Consider the following 16019-nt stretch of genomic DNA (forward strand, 5'->3'; position numbering starts at 1 on the left):
CGGGCGGGCGGCGCCGTGCGTCAGTTGGCGTTGAGGATCTCGTTGATCTTGGTGTCGGCGTCCTTCGCGGCGGCGGCCACGGTGGACTTGCCGGTGGCGATGGCGACCAGCATGTTCTGCAGGACGTTCGCGGACTCGACCTCGGACCACTTCGGCGCCATCGGCACGAACCAGGTCTCCTTGGCGGCCTGCGCGGCCGCCTCGTTGCCCTTGGTCGCCGCGGCTTTGTCGAGCAGGTTGGTCGCGTTGGGCAGGACGCTCTTGGCGATCAGGCCCTCCTGCGACTTCGTGTCGGTGAAGATCTGCACCCACTTGGCGGCCAGGTCGGCGTTCTTGCTCTTCGCCGTCACGGCGAGGTCCGAACCGCCGAGGAAGGACGGGATCCCGGGCATCGCGGCGCTGGCGACCTTGCCGTCGACCTTCGTCTTGACCTTGCCGGCCTCCGGCTTGTTGGGGTCCTTCGGCTGCTCCTGAGCGGCGCCGACCTCCCAACCGTTGGCGTACATCATCGCCGTCTTGCCCTGCGCGAAGATCGCGGCCTGGTCGGTCTCGTCCTTGGTCGGGTCGCCGCTGGAGTACGTCCTGGCGAGCTCGGCCCACTTGGTGAGGCCCTGCTGCGAGGCCGGCTCGGAGAGGGCGCCGACCCACTTGTCGCCGTCCTTGCGGGCGATCTCGCCGCCGGATCCCTTCACCCAGGCCATTGCGGCGTACCAGTACTTGCCCGGCATGTGGAAGGCGGAGAACTGCTTGTCGCTGCCGTTCTTGCTCTTGAGGGCCTGGGCGGCGGCGACCACATCGTCATAGGTCTTGGGTACGCCCAGACCCGCCTTCTGGAACATCTCGGTGTGATAGACCAGCACCCGCGCCCCGGCGTAGTACGGCACGCAGTAGGTCTTGCCGTCCAGCTCGCACGGCGCCGAGAGGCCGGTCAGCCACTGGCCCGAGTTCTCGAACTGCCCCTTGTCCAGAGGCGCGAAGGCGCCGCTGAAGACGTACTTGGGCATCTCGGTGTTGCCCAGCTCGACGACGTCGGGCACCTCGCTGCCGGCCAGGGTGGTGTCCAGCTTGGCCAGGTGGTCGGTCCACTGCTGGTAGTCGACCTGGACCTGCGCGCCGGTCGCCTGGGTGAAGCGGTCGCCGGCCTGCTTGACGACGTCCGACCAGGCCGACTGGGCGTCGACCATGAGCCAGACCTTGATGGTCTTGCCCGCGCCGTCGACCGACGCGTTGGCGTTGGGGGTGGTGCCGGTGCCACCGCTCGAGCCGCACGCGGCGGCACCCAGCAGCGTCGCGGCGAGCGTCGCGGTGACCGCGAGTCTGCGCTTCACGCTTTCCTCCTGAAAACGAGGTCACACATGGGGTGGGAGGGCAGTTTCATGGTGCCGAGCTCCCGTCCTTGGCGGCTTTGTGGCCGTGGACGGCCTGAGCGGTGCGCTGGAAAGCCGCGTGCGAACGTTCGTGGGTCCGCTGGGCGACGGCGACGTAGAGCAGATCGAGGACGACCAACTGGGGGTGGCGCGCCGAGAGCGCGTCCGGCCGGAAAGTCGTGGCCTGGGTGGCGGTGAGCAGGACGATGTCCGCGAGCTCGGCCAGCGGCGAGCGGGGGAAGCTGGTCAGCGCGATGGTGGTGGCGCCGCGGCTGCTGGCCTCGGCGAGCAGCTCGATGGTTTCCCCGGTCTCACCGGAGTGCGAGATGCCGAGCGCGACGTCGCCCGGGCGCGACAGCGCGGCGCTGGCCAGGCCGTTGTGCACGTCCGTCCAGGCCCACGCGGCGACGCCGATGCGGTGCAGGCTGAACTGCATCTCCTCGCCGACGAGCGCGCTGCCGCTGGCACCGAAGATGTTGACCCGGGGCGCCTCCGCGATCGCCACCGCGGCCCGCTCGACCTCGGCGAGGTCGAGCAGCGCGGCGGTGTCGTGCATGGCGCGGGTGTCGGCCGCCATGATCTGCGCGAGGACCCGTTCGAGCGGGTCACCGGGCTGGATCTCGCGGCCGATGTCGATGGTCCAGCCGGCCGAGCGGGCGCGACCGGTCTCGGCGGCGATGCCCAGCCGCAGGTCCGCGTACCCGTCGAAGCCCATCGCCCGGCAGAACCGGGTGACCGTGGCGGGCGAGGTGCCGCTGCGCTCGGCGAGCTCGACGATCGTGGCGCGGGAGGCGGCCGCCGGGTCGGCCAGGACCTGCTCGGCGACGCGCTGGAGCGCACCGGTGAACTCCGGCAGCAGGGTGCGCACGCGCACCAGCACTCCGTCGCTCGCGGTGGGCGGCGCGGGGGCGGGCGCCTGATCGCGCAGCAGCGGATCGGCCACCACGGTTGAGGCGGTGCCGTCCACGTCCGGCTCGGCCATGGGCCGTCCTCTCAGAAAGGAGAGTTAACTGTCGCGGTAAAAGTTCTTACTGCGACCCCCCTTCTGTCAAGACCGTGGGCGAAGTTTTCATGTCGTTACCAAGAGCGCGTGCCGGATCAACGGTCGGCAATCCCATAGGCCCACTAATGGGTGACCGGCGTCACTAACAGCGCTTCGTCCGCATTCGCGACGCAGGATCATCGATCCGCGGCACACCACGAGGAACGCCCTCGCACGGTGGCGAGGGCGTTCCGGGAGCGGTGAAAATAATGCCCAGAAGCGGTCAGGCGCTGTCGCGGATCGCCTGGGCGAAGACCTCCGAGCGGTGCTCGAAGTTGCGGAAACGGCCGTAGCTGGGCGCCCCCGGCGACAGCAGCACCACTCCGCCGGCGGGGGTCACCTTGCGGGCCAGGCGTACGGCGGCGGGCAGGTCCTCCGCCGGCTCGGTGCGCACACCCGGCAGCCCGGCCAGCTCCTCCAAGATCCGCGGCCCGCTGTCCGGCAACCCGATCACGGTGATTTCCCGCCCGCGCAGATGCTCCCGCAGCGGGGTGTAGTCCAGCCCCCGGTCGGTGCCGCCGACGAGCACGGTCAGCGGGCGGCCCTCGTACGCGTCGATCGCATGCATGGCCGAATACGGACTGGTGGACAAGGTGTCGTCGACGAAGGTCAGCCCGGACGGATCCTCGATCTCGGCCAGGCGGTGCGGCAGTCCCTCGAACGACTCGACCGCCGTACGCACGTCCTCGGCCTGAGCGACCACGTCGATGCCCATGCCGTCCAGCACCGCCAGCGCCACGCACAGGTTGCGCCCGTTGTGCTTGCCCCGCAGGCGGAGAGCGTCCCGCGGGAACAGCGGCTCGTCGCTGCAGTAGACGAGGTCGTCGTCGTCCACCCGGAACCGCGAGTCGCCGGACCCCGCCGGGATCGCCGGGAAGCCGTTGAGGTCGCGGACGGAGATGGTCTCGCGCACCAGGCGCTGGTCGGCGCCGTTCACCACGATCAATTCCGGTCCGTGGGCGAGCAGGTTGAGCTTGTCGCGGTAGTACTCCCGCTCGCCGCCGTGCGCGTCGAGGTGCTCCGGGAAGAGCGAGGTGACCACGGCGACCCGAGGCGAATCGGTGAGGTCGCTGCACTGGTAGCTGGAGAGCTCCAGCACGTACTGCTGCGCCTCGGGCAGGTCCAGCAGCGGCACGCCGATGTTGCCGCCGAAGACGTTCGGGCGCCCCACGCCGGCCAGGAGATGGCTGATCAGCGCCGAGGTCGTGCTCTTCCCCTTGCTGCCGGTGACGCCCACGGTGCGCCGGGCGTAGTCGGCCATCCACAGCGCGCTGCCACCGGTGACCGTCACGCCACGCCCGCGCAGCTCCGCCATCCACGGGTGGGTCTGCGGCACGCCGGGCGAGCGGACCACGACGTCGGCGGCGGCGAGCGCGGGGAAGGCGTGGTCGCCGCCGGCCAGCGGCGCCAGCGCGGCCAGCTCGCCCTCCCAGGGCACGGAGAGGAAGTTCGCGCTGTCGTCCACCGCCATCAGGCGGGCAGGCCCGTGCGCGGCGATCGCGATCACGGCGGCCCGGCCCTCACGGCCGGTGCCCCAGACGGCTACGGAACGTCCGCGCAGGTCTGCCAGGCGCACTGGAATACTCCCTCGGTCGATTCGCACTAGTATTGCCCGTCGGTCCAGTGACAGGAGTTCGCGGGTGCAGTTCGACGTCATGCGCTTTCCCTCGTACGCATACGACCCCACCACCGGGGTCGCGACGTTCGACTACCTGCTCGACGGCCCGGAGCCCGAGTCCTTCACCGAGACGATCACCTTCCCGGTCCCCGCGGGCGCAGACGTGCCGGACAGCTTCTTCCGGGTGCTCGACCTGCTGCACGTCGTCGCCGGGGTGAGCTACTACAAGGTCGGCGCGCCCGAGCGCATCGAGGCGCCCACGGCCGTGCCGGCCGAGGCCGCCGCCCTGTTCGACGCCGTCTACAGCCAGGGCCTCGGCGAGTACGCGTACGTGAACCAGCTCCCGTACGTGCTCGACATGACCGTGCACGTGCCCGCGGTGGCCCCGCCGGCCCCGCCGGTCGACAACTCCGGCGGGCGCCCCCTGTCGGCCGTCGGAGGCGGGAAGGACTCCATCGTCACCCTGGAGATCCTCCGCGCCGCCGGCCTCGACCCGGTGCCGTTCTCCGTCAACCCCAACCCGGTGATCGTCAACGTCAACGCGGCATCCGGCCTGACTGCGCTGGCCGCCCGCCGCAAGCTCGACCCGCACCTGTTCGCGCTGAACAAGGCCGGCGCCCGCAACGGCCACATCCCGGTCACGGCGATCAACTCGCTCATCGCGATCGCCACCGCCACCCTGCACGGGCTCGGCCCGGTGGTGATGTCCAACGAGCGCTCCGCCTCCGACCCCAATCTGATCTGGAACGGTCACCCGATCAACCACCAGTGGTCCAAGGGCGTCGCGGCCGAGGGCCTGCTGCGGGCCGCCGTCACCGCGCACACCGGGCTGACCGAGCCGTACTTCTCACTGCTGCGGTCGCTGTCCGAGCTGCACATCGCCCAGCTCTTCGCCCGGTTCACCGCGTACGACGACGTGGTCACGAGCTGCAACAAGGCGTTCAAGCTGCACGACCCGACGGCCCGCTGGTGCGGCGACTGCCCGAAGTGCCGCTTCGTCGCCCTGGCCATGGCGCCGTCGATGTCCCGCGAGCGGCTGACCCGCATCTTCGGCGGCGACCTGTTCGCCGACCCGGCGCAGGTCCCGGGCTATCTGGAGCTGCTCGGCATCGACGCGCACAAGCCCTTCGAGTGCGTCGGCGAGGTCGAGGAGTCGCTGGTAGCCCTCACCATGCTCGCCGACGACCCGCAGTGGCGCGACGCGCCGGTGGTCACCGCGCTGCGCGCCGCCGTCCCGGCCGCGGCCTGGGCCGAGGCGTCCCGGGAGTCGGTGCTCACCCCGGGCGGGCAGACCTTCGTGCCACCGGCGTACGCGAAGGCCCTCGCCCAGATGCTCTGACCGCACGAGCACCACCGACCCGGCCCGCAACGCGGCCTGCTCGATGGACGCGTCGAGCTCCTGCGGGGTCGCCGCGACGCCCGGCGACCCCTGACCGACCCACGCGCCGGTCACTCGGGGCGGTCGTGGTGGATCCGTTCGGGCGCGACGCCGAGCTCGTAGAGCGCGAGCGCGGTGGCGGTCAGCATGAGCGGCGGACCGGCCAGGTAGACCTCGTGGCCCGACCACTCGCCGTAGGCCGCGACCGCATCGGTGACCAGGCCGGACGCGTACGGACCGGCCGGCCCCTCGGAGATCACCGGCACGATGGTGGCCCGCCGCGCCGCCCGGGCGATCGCGGTGATCTCCTCGATGTCGTACAGCTCGTCGAGGGTCCGCGCGCCCCAGAAGAGCACGACCGAGCGCGGATCGCCCGTCTCCGCGAGCTCGGTCAGCAGCGCCTTCAGCGGCGCGATCCCGGTGTCCCCCGCGATCATGAGCAGATCCCGGCCGGACGGCGGCAGGGTCATCTTCCCCTCGGCGCGCCAGATCTTCACCTTGTCGCCGGCCTGCGTCCGGTGCACCAGCGTGCCGCTGACCCCGTCCATCGACTTCGCCCGCACGTGCAGCTCGACGACGTTGTCCCGGCGCGGCGCACCGGCCAGCGAATACGGCCGCCAGACCCCGGGCAGCTCCGGCACCTCGATCCGGGCGAACTGCCCCGGCCTGTACGGCATCGGCAGGTACGGCCGCAGTCGTACCACGGCGAGATCCTCCCGCCGACGCTCGTGCGACACCACCACGGCGGTCCAGGTCACCGGCCGGTACTGCGCGGCCACCATGCCGTGCGCGATCCACTGGTACGCGTGCTGCCAGGTCGACCGCCACGCCTGGTCGTAGTCCTGCCGCCAGCCGTTGGCGGCCATGCCGGCCCGCATCGCCTCGGCCAGCGCCGCGCCGGCGAGCTGCAACTGCTGCGGGGCGATCCCGCACTCGGCGAGCACGGCACCCAGCCGACCGAACCCGGCGACCAGCGCCGGCGGCTGATCGGTGTGCTGCGCCAGCCAGGCCAGCCCCTCGGCGAGCTGCTCGACCTGCGCGAGTGGGCCGCCGGGGATCCTGGCGAACAGGGCGGGTCCGGCCTGCGCGAGCGCGGCCCGCAGGCGCGTGGCCACCTCCACCTGCCCGCCGGCCTGCTCCAGGCTGCTGATCAGCAGGCGCTGCACCGCATGCAGCTCGGCGTCGTCGGCCGGATTCATCCCGTCGACGGGCGCGGCGGGACGACCGGCGGCCGGCGGCCGGACCGGCGGCAGCGGGCCGATCGGTGGAAGGTCGCCCTGCCACGCCGGGCCGGCGACGCGCGGGCCGCCGACGGCGGGAATCGCGCCGATCGGGTCGGTAGAGGCGCCGGGGAGGCCCACGGCCCACGGACCGGCGCCGGGCGGATACGGAATGGTCGGGCGCCTCGTCGGCGCGGCGGGCACCGCGCCGGAAGCGGCGGCCGGAAGCCCCGGAGTGGGCGGGATCGCCGGCGGCGTCGCGCCCGGAACGGCCGGCCGGCTTCCTGGAACTGGCGGCACCGCCGGCAGTGACCCGCCCGGGACGGACGGCAGGGCTCCCGGAACGGGCGGGATCGGGGGCAGCGCCGCCCCCGGACCGGTCACGGGCGTCCCTGGGACGGGCGGGGGGATGCCAGGACCGACCGCCGGAGCAGTCGGAACGGCCGGCAACGCGCCCGGAACAGCCGGACGGGCCCCCGGGGCGGCCGGCGTGGCCGGCGCGCCCGGAGCCGGCGGAGGCAGGGGTGCGCCTGGAGCGGCCGGCGCGCCCGGAGCCGGCGGAGGCACCGATGCGCCCGGGGCGGTCGGGGCCGCCGGGTTCGCCGGGTTCGCCGACGGCATCGCGCCCGGGAGCGGCGTCGCGGGAAACTGCCGGGTGGGTGCCGGGTGGGTCAGGTCCTCCGGGAGCAGGTCCATCAGATGGCCGGGATCGACGTCGGTGGCCGGGGTCCGCGCCGCCGGATCGCCGCCGGGCCGGACGAAGCCGGGCGGGACGACGCCGGGCGTGCGGGCCGGGGGCAGGGTCGGGCCGTCCGCGTCCGGCGGGGTCGCGTTCGGAGACCAGGCCGGAGCCGCGTCGTCGGCACCCGGCGGAGTCGTTCCCGGCGGGGTGGCACTCGGTGAGGCGCTGCCGGGCGTGGACGTGCCCGCAGTAGCGGTGTAGGGCGTGGCGGTGTAGGGCGTGCCCGAAGTGGCGGTGTCGGGCCACCAGACGCCCGGAGAGGTGGTGCCGGGCGTCGCCGCCGGAGCCGCCGGGGCGGAGCCGGATGTGTCCGGAACCGGCGTGGACGGTTCGGGTCCGGGCGACGCCGGGCCGGTCGTGCCGGGAACCGTCGGTTGCGGCCACCGCGGACCGGACGGAACGGGTCCGACCGAGGCCCGGAAGCCACCGGCCGTCCCGGAGCGCTGGTCCTGAACCGCGCCGAGTTGCTCAGCCTCCTCGGGCTGGGGGATGCCGGGTGTCGACAGCTCCCGGAAGGGGTGCGCCGACGGCAGCTCCGGCCTGCCGGTCGCGGACGGCGAGGTGTCCCGCAGCGCGGCGCCGTCGTCCGCGCGGGCCGGCCAGTCCGGATGCAGCCGACCCTCGGGATGCACGGGCTCGGCGGCGCCCTCCGGGCTGCGGGCTTCCCGCTCCTGGCCCTCGCGATCGCGGCTCGGATCCTGGTCGTCGCGGTCCCTGCGGGCCCGGCCGGTCAGGGCCGCCGCCGCGTCCCGCTCCCCCGCGGCCGCCGCGTCGGGCGCGGCCGAACGCAGTCGCATGGCCCGCAGCAGCGCGAGCATGTGCGGGTCGGAACCGGAACCGGATGACACCTGCACACCCCCGACCGCAGAACGACGCGAACAGTACAACCGTACTGCCGCCCGGCGTGATCCGCCGCCCCTACCCAGTGTGCCGCCGGTCAGCGGACGGCGCGGGCCATGCGGGTCACCGCTTCCTCCAGGATCGCCCCGCTCGTCCCGAAGTTGAGGCGAACGTGCCCGACACCGGCCGCACCGAACTTCAGACCCGGCTCCAGCGCCACCCTGCCCCGCTCCAGGAACAGCTCGGCCGGCTCCCCGTCCGCATCCCCGGCGCGGCAGTCGAGCCAGGCCAGATAGGTCGCCTGCGGCGGTCGCCAGGAGATCCAGGGCATCTGGGTATGCAGCAGCTCATCCAGGTGCGTACGGCGCTCGTCGAGGAAGCCGAGCAGCCCGTCCAGCCACTCGTCGCCGTGGGTGAACGCCGCCACCGTGGCCAGCAGGCCGAAGTGCCCCGTCCGCCAGCGGACGTCCGGGGGGAAGGACGCCGTCAGCGGGCGGTTGCCCTCGACCACGGCCGCGCACTTGAGGCCCGCCAGGTTGAAGGCCTTGCTCGCCGACACCAGGCTGACGCCGACCTCGGCCGCCCCGGGCAGGCTCAGGAACGGCGTGAAGGTGGCGCCGGGCAGCACCAGCGGGCCGTGGATCTCGTCGCTGACGATCGTCACCCCGTACCGGGAAGCCAGCGTGACCAGCGCGGCCAGCTCGTCGCGGGAATGCACCCGGCCGACCGGATTGTGCGGGTTGCACAGCACGTAGACCGCCGGACGGGCCGCGAAGGCGGATTCGAGCCCGGCGAGGTCGAGCCGCAGGTCCTTGGTCAGCGGCACCTCGCGGAGCTGCGCCCCGGCCTCGGCGGCCCAGTGGAAGAACGGCGGGTACACCGGCGGGCTGATCACCACGGCGTCGCCGGCGCGGGTCAGCACCCGCAGCAGCTCCACGACCCCGACGCCGACGTCCGCGACCGGGGTGACCCTGCCGGGGTCGACCTCCCATCCCCAGCGCCGACCCGCGAACCCGGCGACGGCGGCACCGAGCTCGGGCCCGGCCGCGGAGTAACCGGTGTCGGAGGCCTCCACGGCAGCGCGCAGCACATCAGCGACCGCGGGCGCGAGCGGCACGTCCATTTCCGCCACGAACAGGGGCAGGACGTCGTCCGGGTAGGCACGCCACTTCGCGCTGCGCCGCCGGCGAAGGATATCGAGCGAATCGACGATCATCGGCCCATCCTCGCCTGCCCGGGGCGGAAACCGGCACCGGGGCCGCCCCGGCGCCCGGTCCGGTGCTACCCGGGTGGCATGCTCGCGGCGTGCCCGACGTCCACCTGATCACCGATCCGTCCGACGAGCGCCTCGGCGACTACCGGTCCCTCACCGACCTCGAGCTGCGCACCAAGTGGGAGCCGCCGCACGGGCTCTTCATCGCCGAGGGCGAGCTGGTCCTGCGCCGGGCGCGCCGGGCCGGCTACCGGCCACGGTCCTATCTGGTCGACGCCAAGCGGGTGGACCAGCTCGACGACCTCGACGACGCGCCGGTCTACGCGGCGGCCCCGGCGGTGCTGGAGCAGGCGACCGGCTTCCACGTCCACCGCGGCGTGCTCGCGTCCTTCCACCGGCTGCCCCTGCGCGACGCCGGCGAGGTGCTCGCCGACGCCCGCCGCGTCGCGATCCTCGAAGACGTCAACAACCACACCAACATCGGCGCCGTCTTCCGCGGCGCGGCGGCCCTCGGCATCGACGCCGTCCTCTTGTCACCGTCGTGCGCGGACCCGCTCTACCGGCGCAGCGTACGGGTGAGCATGGGCGAGGTGTTCGCGGTGCCGTACGCACGCCTCGAGCCCTGGCCGGACGGCCTGGCCCGGGTCCGCGAGGCCGGTTTCTCGGTGCTGGCGCTGACCCCGGCGCCGGACGCCGTGCCGATGCAGCGCCTGGACGCGGCGCAGCGTGCCCGTCCGGCCCTGCTGTTGGGTGCGGAAGGCCCCGGACTGTCCCGCCACGCCCTGGCCGCATGCGATGTCCCGGTACGGTTGCCGATGCGCCGCGGCGTGGACTCGCTCAACGTGGCCGCGGCGGCGGCGGTGGCCTTCTGGGAGTTGGGACGCGATGACGATCTATGAGCTGAAGACCGCGCGGCTCATGCTGCGCCAGTGGCGCGACGACGACACCTTGCCATGGGCGGCGATGAACGCGGACCCCCTGGTCCGCGAACACTTTCCGTCCATCCTGACCTATGAGCAGAGCGCCGCCTCGGCGTCGTCCTTCCGCGACGAACTGGCCCGGCGAGGCTGGGGCTGGTGGGCGCTCGAGGTGGCGGCGACGGGCGAGTTCGTCGGCATGGCGGGCCTCGACCCGGTGGAACCCGGACTGCCGTTCCAGGGCGTGGAGGTCGGCTGGCGGCTCGCCCGCTCGGCCTGGGGCCAGGGGTACGCGACCGAGGCCGGGCACGCCTGCCTCGACTACGGCTTCGACGTCCTGGACCTGCCCGAGATCCTGTCGATCACCGCGACGGGCAACGAACGGTCGCGGGCGGTCATGCACCGGCTCGGCATGACCCACGACCCGGCCGAGGACTTCGACGATCCCACGGTCCCGCCGGGACCTCTGCGCCGCTCGGTGGTCTACCGCATCAGGCGCAGCCGCCCGCATTGAGCCCCGGCGGCACGGTGCGGGCACCGTACCGCCGGACGTCGGCTCCCCGATCAGCCACCCAGCCCGGCCGGATGCGGGACGCGCGCGGGCTTCTGACGATCTAGGCGGGCGGGATCAGGCGGGAGCCGGTCCAGGCGAGACCCATGCCCGCCGCCAGCAGGAGCAGCGCGCCGACCGTCGGCAGTGGTGTGACCGCGTGCGAGCCCGCCCCGATGGACACCGCCGCGAGGATGAGCAGTACGCCGTCGGCCGGATTGACCAGTTTGGAGCGAAGCACCGCCCAGCCGAGGAGCAGCCAGCCGAGGCCCATGACGGCCGCGGCCAGCGTGGACGCCGTGTGGATCTGCGCCGGGGTCAGACCGGGTCCCGGCGACCCGCCGGCGGGCAGGGCCAGCAGCGGCAGCCACAGGAGCGCGCCGGCCAGCCCGATCAGCAGTCCGGCCACCGCCGGGCGACGGGTACGCGACCCGGCCAGCAGCCCCGCCAGCGCGATCATCGCGAGGGTGCAGAGCCAGCCGGCCGCGACCTCGACCACCAGTTGCCCGGCCGGGGCGGACACCCCGACGGCCGACCAGGCCGGGACCCCGAGGGTCGACCAGCCGTAGAGCGCCGCGCCGGCCGGCAGGGCCCACAGGGCGACCCGGGCATATCGGCGTACGGACCAGATCCAGACCGCCTCGCGCACCGGCAGCAGATGGTCGTCGGTGGCCGCCGTGCTCGGGGCGCCGACCCAGGCCGGGGCCACCCGCAACGGGCGGCCACTGGCGGTCTGGTACTGACTGATGCTCATGGCTCCGCCTTGGTGGGCTCAAGCCGAGCGGCCGGGGGCACCGGTCGGAATCCTGAAACCACCATGGCAAAACCCCGCGCATCGGCGCGGGGTTTTGCGATATTCGCTACGATCCCGCACCCGCCCGGGTGCGGGACCGCCGGTCGCCGGGACGACCGGCCGGGGGCGTCAGGCTCGTTCGGGCTCGCCCGCCCCGTTGTAGTCCGCGGCGCCGAGAGCGGCCGACGGCGGGATCGCCTCGGGCGCGGGCAGCCCCTTGGCGCCGGTGTCGCCGGAGGCCTCGGCCTCCGCTGCCCGGACCTGCGCGTGGACCGCCGCCGCCTCGGCCGCCGCCTCCTGCGCCGCCGCCGCGGCCTCGCGTTCGACCGCGCCGGCGTCGACCGACTCGGACGGCTGGTCGCCGACCATGTTCGCCAGGCCGCCGAGGGCGCCACCGAGGCCGTCGAGGGCCTTGGACAGCTCGGTCGGGATGATCCAGACCTTGTTGGCCGTGCCGTTGGCGATCTGCGGGAGGGCCTGAAGGTACTGGTAGGCCAGGACCTTCTGGGACGGGTTGGCCGTGTGGATCGCGTCGAAGACCGTCCGGATCGCCTTCGCCTGGCCCTCGGCCTGGAGGATGCGGGCCTGCCGGTCACCGTCGGCGCGCAGTACCTGCGACTGCTTCTCACCCTCGGCGGTGAGGATCGCCGCCTGCTTGTGGCCCTCGGCGTTGAGGATCGTCGCCCGGCGTTCGCGTTCGGCGCGCATCTGCTTCTCCATGGAGTCGCGGATGCTGGGCGGCGGCTCGATCGCCTTGATCTCCACCCGGGTGACCTTGATGCCCCACCGGCCGGTGGTCTCGTCGAGCACGCTGGACAGGTGCCGGTTGATCTCCTCGCGGCTGGTCAGGGCGCGCTCCAGGTCGAGCGAGCCGATGACGTTGCGCAGCGTGGTGACCGTCAACTGCTCGATGGCCTGCAGGAAGTTGGAGATCTCGTACGTGGCACGCACCGGATCGACGACCTTGAAGTAGAGCACCGTGTCGATGCTGACCACGAGGTTGTCCGAGGTGATCACCGGCTGAGGCGGGAAGCTGACGACCTGCTCGCGCATGTCGACCTTGGTGCGGACCGCGTCGACGAACGGGACCAGCAGGTTCAGGCCCGGCGACAGGGTGCGCTTGTATTTGCCGAGTCGCTCGACGACGTCCATCCGCTGCTGCGGGACGATGCGGACCGACCGGATCAACGTGATCACCGCGAACAGCGCGATCACGAAAACGAGTACACCGACAACGACTTCCATGGGTGCCTCTCTAGATATGGGGCGTGTCATCGCGCCACACGATGGCCGTGGCGCCCTTGACCTTGATGATCCGGACATGTTCGCCCGGCAGGTACTTCTCGGTCCCGTCAAAGGAGCGGGCGGACCACAGCTCGCCATCGATCTTGATCAGACCGTGGTCGGCGTCGACCTCCTCGAGCACGGTCGCCTGGGCGCCCTCGATCGCCTCGATGCCGAACGGCGTCTCGCCCGACTCGAGCGCCGGCCGCTGATGGCGCATGATGACGGGACGGACGGCGCCGACGGAGAGACCGGAGACGATCGCGAAGACGATGGCCTGCACGAGGACCGGGGCGCCGAGCGCCGCGGCGCCGGCCGCCGCGAGGGCGCCGGCGGCGAAGAAGATGATCAGGAAGGTCGCGGTGAAGGCTTCCGCGATCGCGAGGGCGACGGCGAGGACCAACCAGAGGACGGCTTCCATCCCCTGATCGTGACACGTTCGCGCACGCGGGGCGACACCGCGTCAGCACCATTGCCGGCGTAGCCATATCCGTTTCCACGCAGTTAGACCCATGACTCCTCTTCCTGGAAGGCTCACCGTGTCCCTGCTGCCGGAAACCGGCCGACGTGTCACCGAGATCGCCGCCCGCGCGCAGTCCGCGGGCCGGGCGCCGTCACTGGCGCTGGCAGTGGTCCGCGACCGCTCGTTGCTGCACTTCACCGGCGCCGGCGAGACGCCGCCACCGGATCCGAAGACGCAGTACCGGCTGGGGTCGATCACGAAGACCCTGACCGCGACGATGGTCATGCAACTGCGCGACGAGGGCTTCTTCGCCCTCGACGACCTGCTGTACCGGCACCTGCCCGGCACCCCCGTCGGCGGGCTCACCCTGCGCCAACTCCTCGGCCACGTCTCCGGGCTGCAACGCGAGCCGGACGGCCCGTGGTGGGAGCGCCGCGACGGCGGCGACGTCGAGCAGTTGCTCCGAGAGCTGGGCTTCGACAAGATCGCCGGGCCGCCGTTCCGGACGTACCACTACTCCAACCTCGCGTACGGGCTGCTGGGGGCGGTGCTGGAGCGGGTCACCGGGGAGTCCTGGCGGGATCTGGTCGGCAAGCGGGTACTCGACCCGCTCGGCATGAAGCGCACCACCTACTCCCCCGTCGAGCCGTACGCCCGCGGCTACGTCGTCCACGCCCTCGACGGCACCCTGCACGAGGAGCCCCGGCCGGACGCCGGTGCGATGGCTCCGGCCGGGCAGCTCTGGTCCACGGTGACCGACATGGCCAAGTGGGCCGCGTTCCTCGCCGATCCGGCGCCCACGGTGCTGAGCCGCGGAACCGTCGACGAGATGTGCACGCCGGTGGTGATGCAGGACGAGACCTGGACCGCCGGCCACGGTCTCGGCCCGGAGCTGCACCGGGTCGGCGAGCGGGTGTACGCGGGCCACGGCGGATCGATGCCCGGGTACGTCTCCAGCCTGCTGGTGCACCGCCCCAGCCGCACCGGGGTAGTCGCCTTCGCCAACTCCTACGGCCTGCGCGGCACCTCCATCCGCGCGGTGGCCCTGGAAACCTTGACGACGGTGCTGGACACCGAGCCGGCGCCGCCGCAGCCGTGGCGCCCCGCGCCCGCACCCCAGGGCGAGGCCTCCGAGCTCTGCGGGCGCTGGTGGTGGATGGGCGGCGAGTACGAGGTCGTCGCGGACGGCGAGGAGCTGGTGATGGCGCCGGTCGGCTACTCGGCGCGGGAGCCGTGGCGCTTCGCCCGCGAGGCACCGGACCGCTGGCGCGGCACGAAGGGCGTCAACGCGGGCGAGGTCCTCGCGGTGCTGCGCTCCGCGGACGGCACGGTCGACAAGCTCGACATCGCCACCTTCGTCTTCGCCCGCGACCCCCGCCACCTGGCGTAGCGCCCAGAAATGTCGCCGGACGCCGAACGGCATCAGTTCCTCGTCCCAGCCGAGGAACAGGTTCGACCATTTGTACGGGGCCAGGGTGCGGAAAGAGGCGCCCGGCGGCACGTTGACAGGCCTGCATCCGAGCAGCAACCTGCCGGGCACGGGCACCCGCATCGACCGCCCCGTGCAAACCCCTTAGCCTTCGGCCTGCCCCGTGGCCACTCGACGGACGACCGTGGCGAGCCGGCGCACGTCCGCTCGTCCGAACGCCCGAGCCGAGGAGACCTTCTGCACGTCGTCCGCTACACCAAGCGACCTCGTGGTGAGCACTGCTTCACTCGTCGACAGGCTCCGTCACGAAGTCGATGAGGCGTTCCATGGCGTTGATCAAAGGCGTCTCGACGTCCTTGTAGCTGTTCACGCTGCCCAGGATCCGGCGCCACATGTCGGCCGGCTCGGCGACGCCGACCGCCCGGCAGACGCCTTCCTTCCAGGACTGCCCCGGCGGGATCACCGGCCACTCGCGCAGTCCCACCCGCTGCGGTTTGACCGCCTGCCACACGTCCACGTACGGGTGGCCGGTGACCAGCACGTCGGGGTCGTCGACCGCGGCCACGATGCGGCTCTCCTTGGAGCCCGGTACGAGGTGGTCGACGAGGACGCCGACGCGGCGCGAGCGGGCCGGGCGGAAGTCGCGGATCGCCCCGGCGAGGTCGTCGATGCCGGCGAGCGGTTCCACGACGATGCCCTCGATGCGCAGGTCGTCGCCCCAGATCCGCTCGACCAGAGCGGCGTCGTGGATGCCCTCGACCCAGATGCGGCTGGCCTTGGCGACCTGGGCGCGCACGTCGCGGACCGCCACCGAGCCCGAGGCCGTACGTCGGCGCTGCGGGGCGGCCGGGGCCGCGGCGGGTCTGCGCAGAGTGACGACCTTGCCGTCGAGCAGAAAGCCGGCGGGTGCGAGGGGGAAGTTGCGGCGCCGGCCGTGCCGGTCCTCGAGCACCACCGCGCCGTACTCGAAGCCGACCACCGCACCGCAGAAACCGGCGTCGGCGTCCTCCACCACCAGGCCCGGCTCGGCGTCCACCTCAGGTATCACCGAGCGGCGTCGCCAATTGCCGGCAAGTACGTCCTCCCCATACATCTGCGCACCGTAACTCGTCCGCGCGGACACGCCGTAACCGACGCTCCGGCCGAGACAACGTCGGCGCGGG

13 protein-coding genes are annotated in these 16019 nt (G+C 72.7%); 4 read left to right on the forward strand and 9 right to left on the reverse strand.

Annotated elements, in window-relative coordinates:
- Positions 1-20: 20 nt before the first annotated feature.
- The 3 genes from EDD30_RS08660 to murD all read right to left on the reverse strand — a co-directional run bounded on the left by EDD30_RS08660 (position 21) and on the right by murD (position 3985).
- On the reverse strand, positions 21-1328 hold the full coding sequence (locus EDD30_RS08660; protein ID WP_071807296.1) for an extracellular solute-binding protein: 1308 nt from the start codon (positions 1326-1328) through the stop codon (positions 21-23).
- 46 nt (positions 1329-1374) lie between these two features.
- Positions 1375-2349, reverse strand: a complete 975-nt coding sequence (locus EDD30_RS08665) for a MurR/RpiR family transcriptional regulator (RefSeq protein ID WP_071807297.1) — start codon at positions 2347-2349, stop codon at positions 1375-1377.
- A gap of 283 nt (positions 2350-2632) precedes the next feature.
- Positions 2633-3985 carry a UDP-N-acetylmuramoyl-L-alanine--D-glutamate ligase gene (murD, locus tag EDD30_RS08670; protein WP_071807298.1) on the reverse strand — a complete coding sequence of 451 codons (1353 nt, stop codon included), beginning with the start codon at positions 3983-3985 and terminating at the stop codon, positions 2633-2635.
- A 64-nt stretch (positions 3986-4049) separates the two neighbouring features.
- Here murD and EDD30_RS08675 point away from each other — a divergent pair, with 64 nt between their 5' ends.
- Entirely contained in the window at positions 4050-5366 is a 1317-nt protein-coding gene (locus EDD30_RS08675) for a MurL-like N-terminal domain-containing (protein ID WP_483400366.1), read from the forward strand.
- A gap of 110 nt (positions 5367-5476) precedes the next feature.
- Here the strand turns inward: EDD30_RS08675 and EDD30_RS41415 are convergent, their stop codons facing one another.
- A complete protein-coding gene (locus EDD30_RS41415) occupies positions 5477-8215 on the reverse strand; it encodes a hypothetical protein (RefSeq protein WP_280526135.1) in 2739 nt (912 codons plus the stop codon).
- 89 nt (positions 8216-8304) lie between these two features.
- The gene (locus tag EDD30_RS08685; RefSeq protein ID WP_071806029.1) at positions 8305-9423 is read right to left on the reverse strand and encodes a MalY/PatB family protein; all 1119 of its coding nucleotides are present in this window, start codon (positions 9421-9423) and stop codon (positions 8305-8307) included.
- A gap of 62 nt (positions 9424-9485) precedes the next feature.
- Between EDD30_RS08685 and EDD30_RS08690 the strand changes: the two genes are divergently transcribed.
- Together EDD30_RS08690 and EDD30_RS08695 are read left to right on the forward strand one after the other, a co-directional pair.
- Positions 9486-10319 carry a TrmH family RNA methyltransferase gene (locus EDD30_RS08690; protein ID WP_084556455.1) on the forward strand — a complete coding sequence of 278 codons (834 nt, stop codon included), beginning with the start codon at positions 9486-9488 and terminating at the stop codon, positions 10317-10319.
- Positions 10306-10851 (forward strand): GNAT family N-acetyltransferase, encoded by a 546-nt coding sequence (locus EDD30_RS08695; RefSeq protein ID WP_071806031.1) that lies wholly within the window; start codon positions 10306-10308, stop codon positions 10849-10851. Before EDD30_RS08690 ends, EDD30_RS08695 begins: the two co-directional genes overlap by 14 nt.
- Before the next feature lie 100 nt (positions 10852-10951).
- Here EDD30_RS08695 and EDD30_RS38915 read toward each other — a convergent pair whose 3' ends face one another.
- From EDD30_RS38915 to EDD30_RS08710, 3 genes are all read right to left on the reverse strand, one after another.
- The gene (locus EDD30_RS38915) at positions 10952-11641 is read right to left on the reverse strand and encodes a hypothetical protein (RefSeq protein ID WP_071806032.1); all 690 of its coding nucleotides are present in this window, start codon (positions 11639-11641) and stop codon (positions 10952-10954) included.
- A 168-nt stretch (positions 11642-11809) separates the two neighbouring features.
- Positions 11810-12925 (reverse strand): SPFH domain-containing protein, encoded by a 1116-nt coding sequence (locus EDD30_RS08705; protein WP_071806033.1) that lies wholly within the window; start codon positions 12923-12925, stop codon positions 11810-11812.
- A 10-nt stretch (positions 12926-12935) separates the two neighbouring features.
- Complete coding sequence (locus EDD30_RS08710; protein ID WP_071806034.1) at positions 12936-13385, reverse strand: NfeD family protein; 450 nt, start codon at positions 13383-13385, stop codon at positions 12936-12938.
- Positions 13386-13503: 118 nt separating this feature from the next.
- Between EDD30_RS08710 and EDD30_RS08715 the strand changes: the two genes are divergently transcribed.
- Positions 13504-14817 carry a serine hydrolase domain-containing protein gene (locus tag EDD30_RS08715; RefSeq protein ID WP_071806035.1) on the forward strand — a complete coding sequence of 438 codons (1314 nt, stop codon included), beginning with the start codon at positions 13504-13506 and terminating at the stop codon, positions 14815-14817.
- Positions 14818-15139: 322 nt separating this feature from the next.
- Here EDD30_RS08715 and EDD30_RS08720 read toward each other — a convergent pair whose 3' ends face one another.
- Positions 15140-15949, reverse strand: coding sequence for a DUF3097 domain-containing protein (locus EDD30_RS08720; protein ID WP_071806036.1), 810 nt, complete (start codon positions 15947-15949; stop codon positions 15140-15142).
- Positions 15950-16019: the final 70 nt, after the last annotated feature.

This window comes from Couchioplanes caeruleus (assembly GCF_003751945.1).
GTDB lineage: Bacteria > Actinomycetota > Actinomycetes > Mycobacteriales > Micromonosporaceae > Actinoplanes > Actinoplanes caeruleus.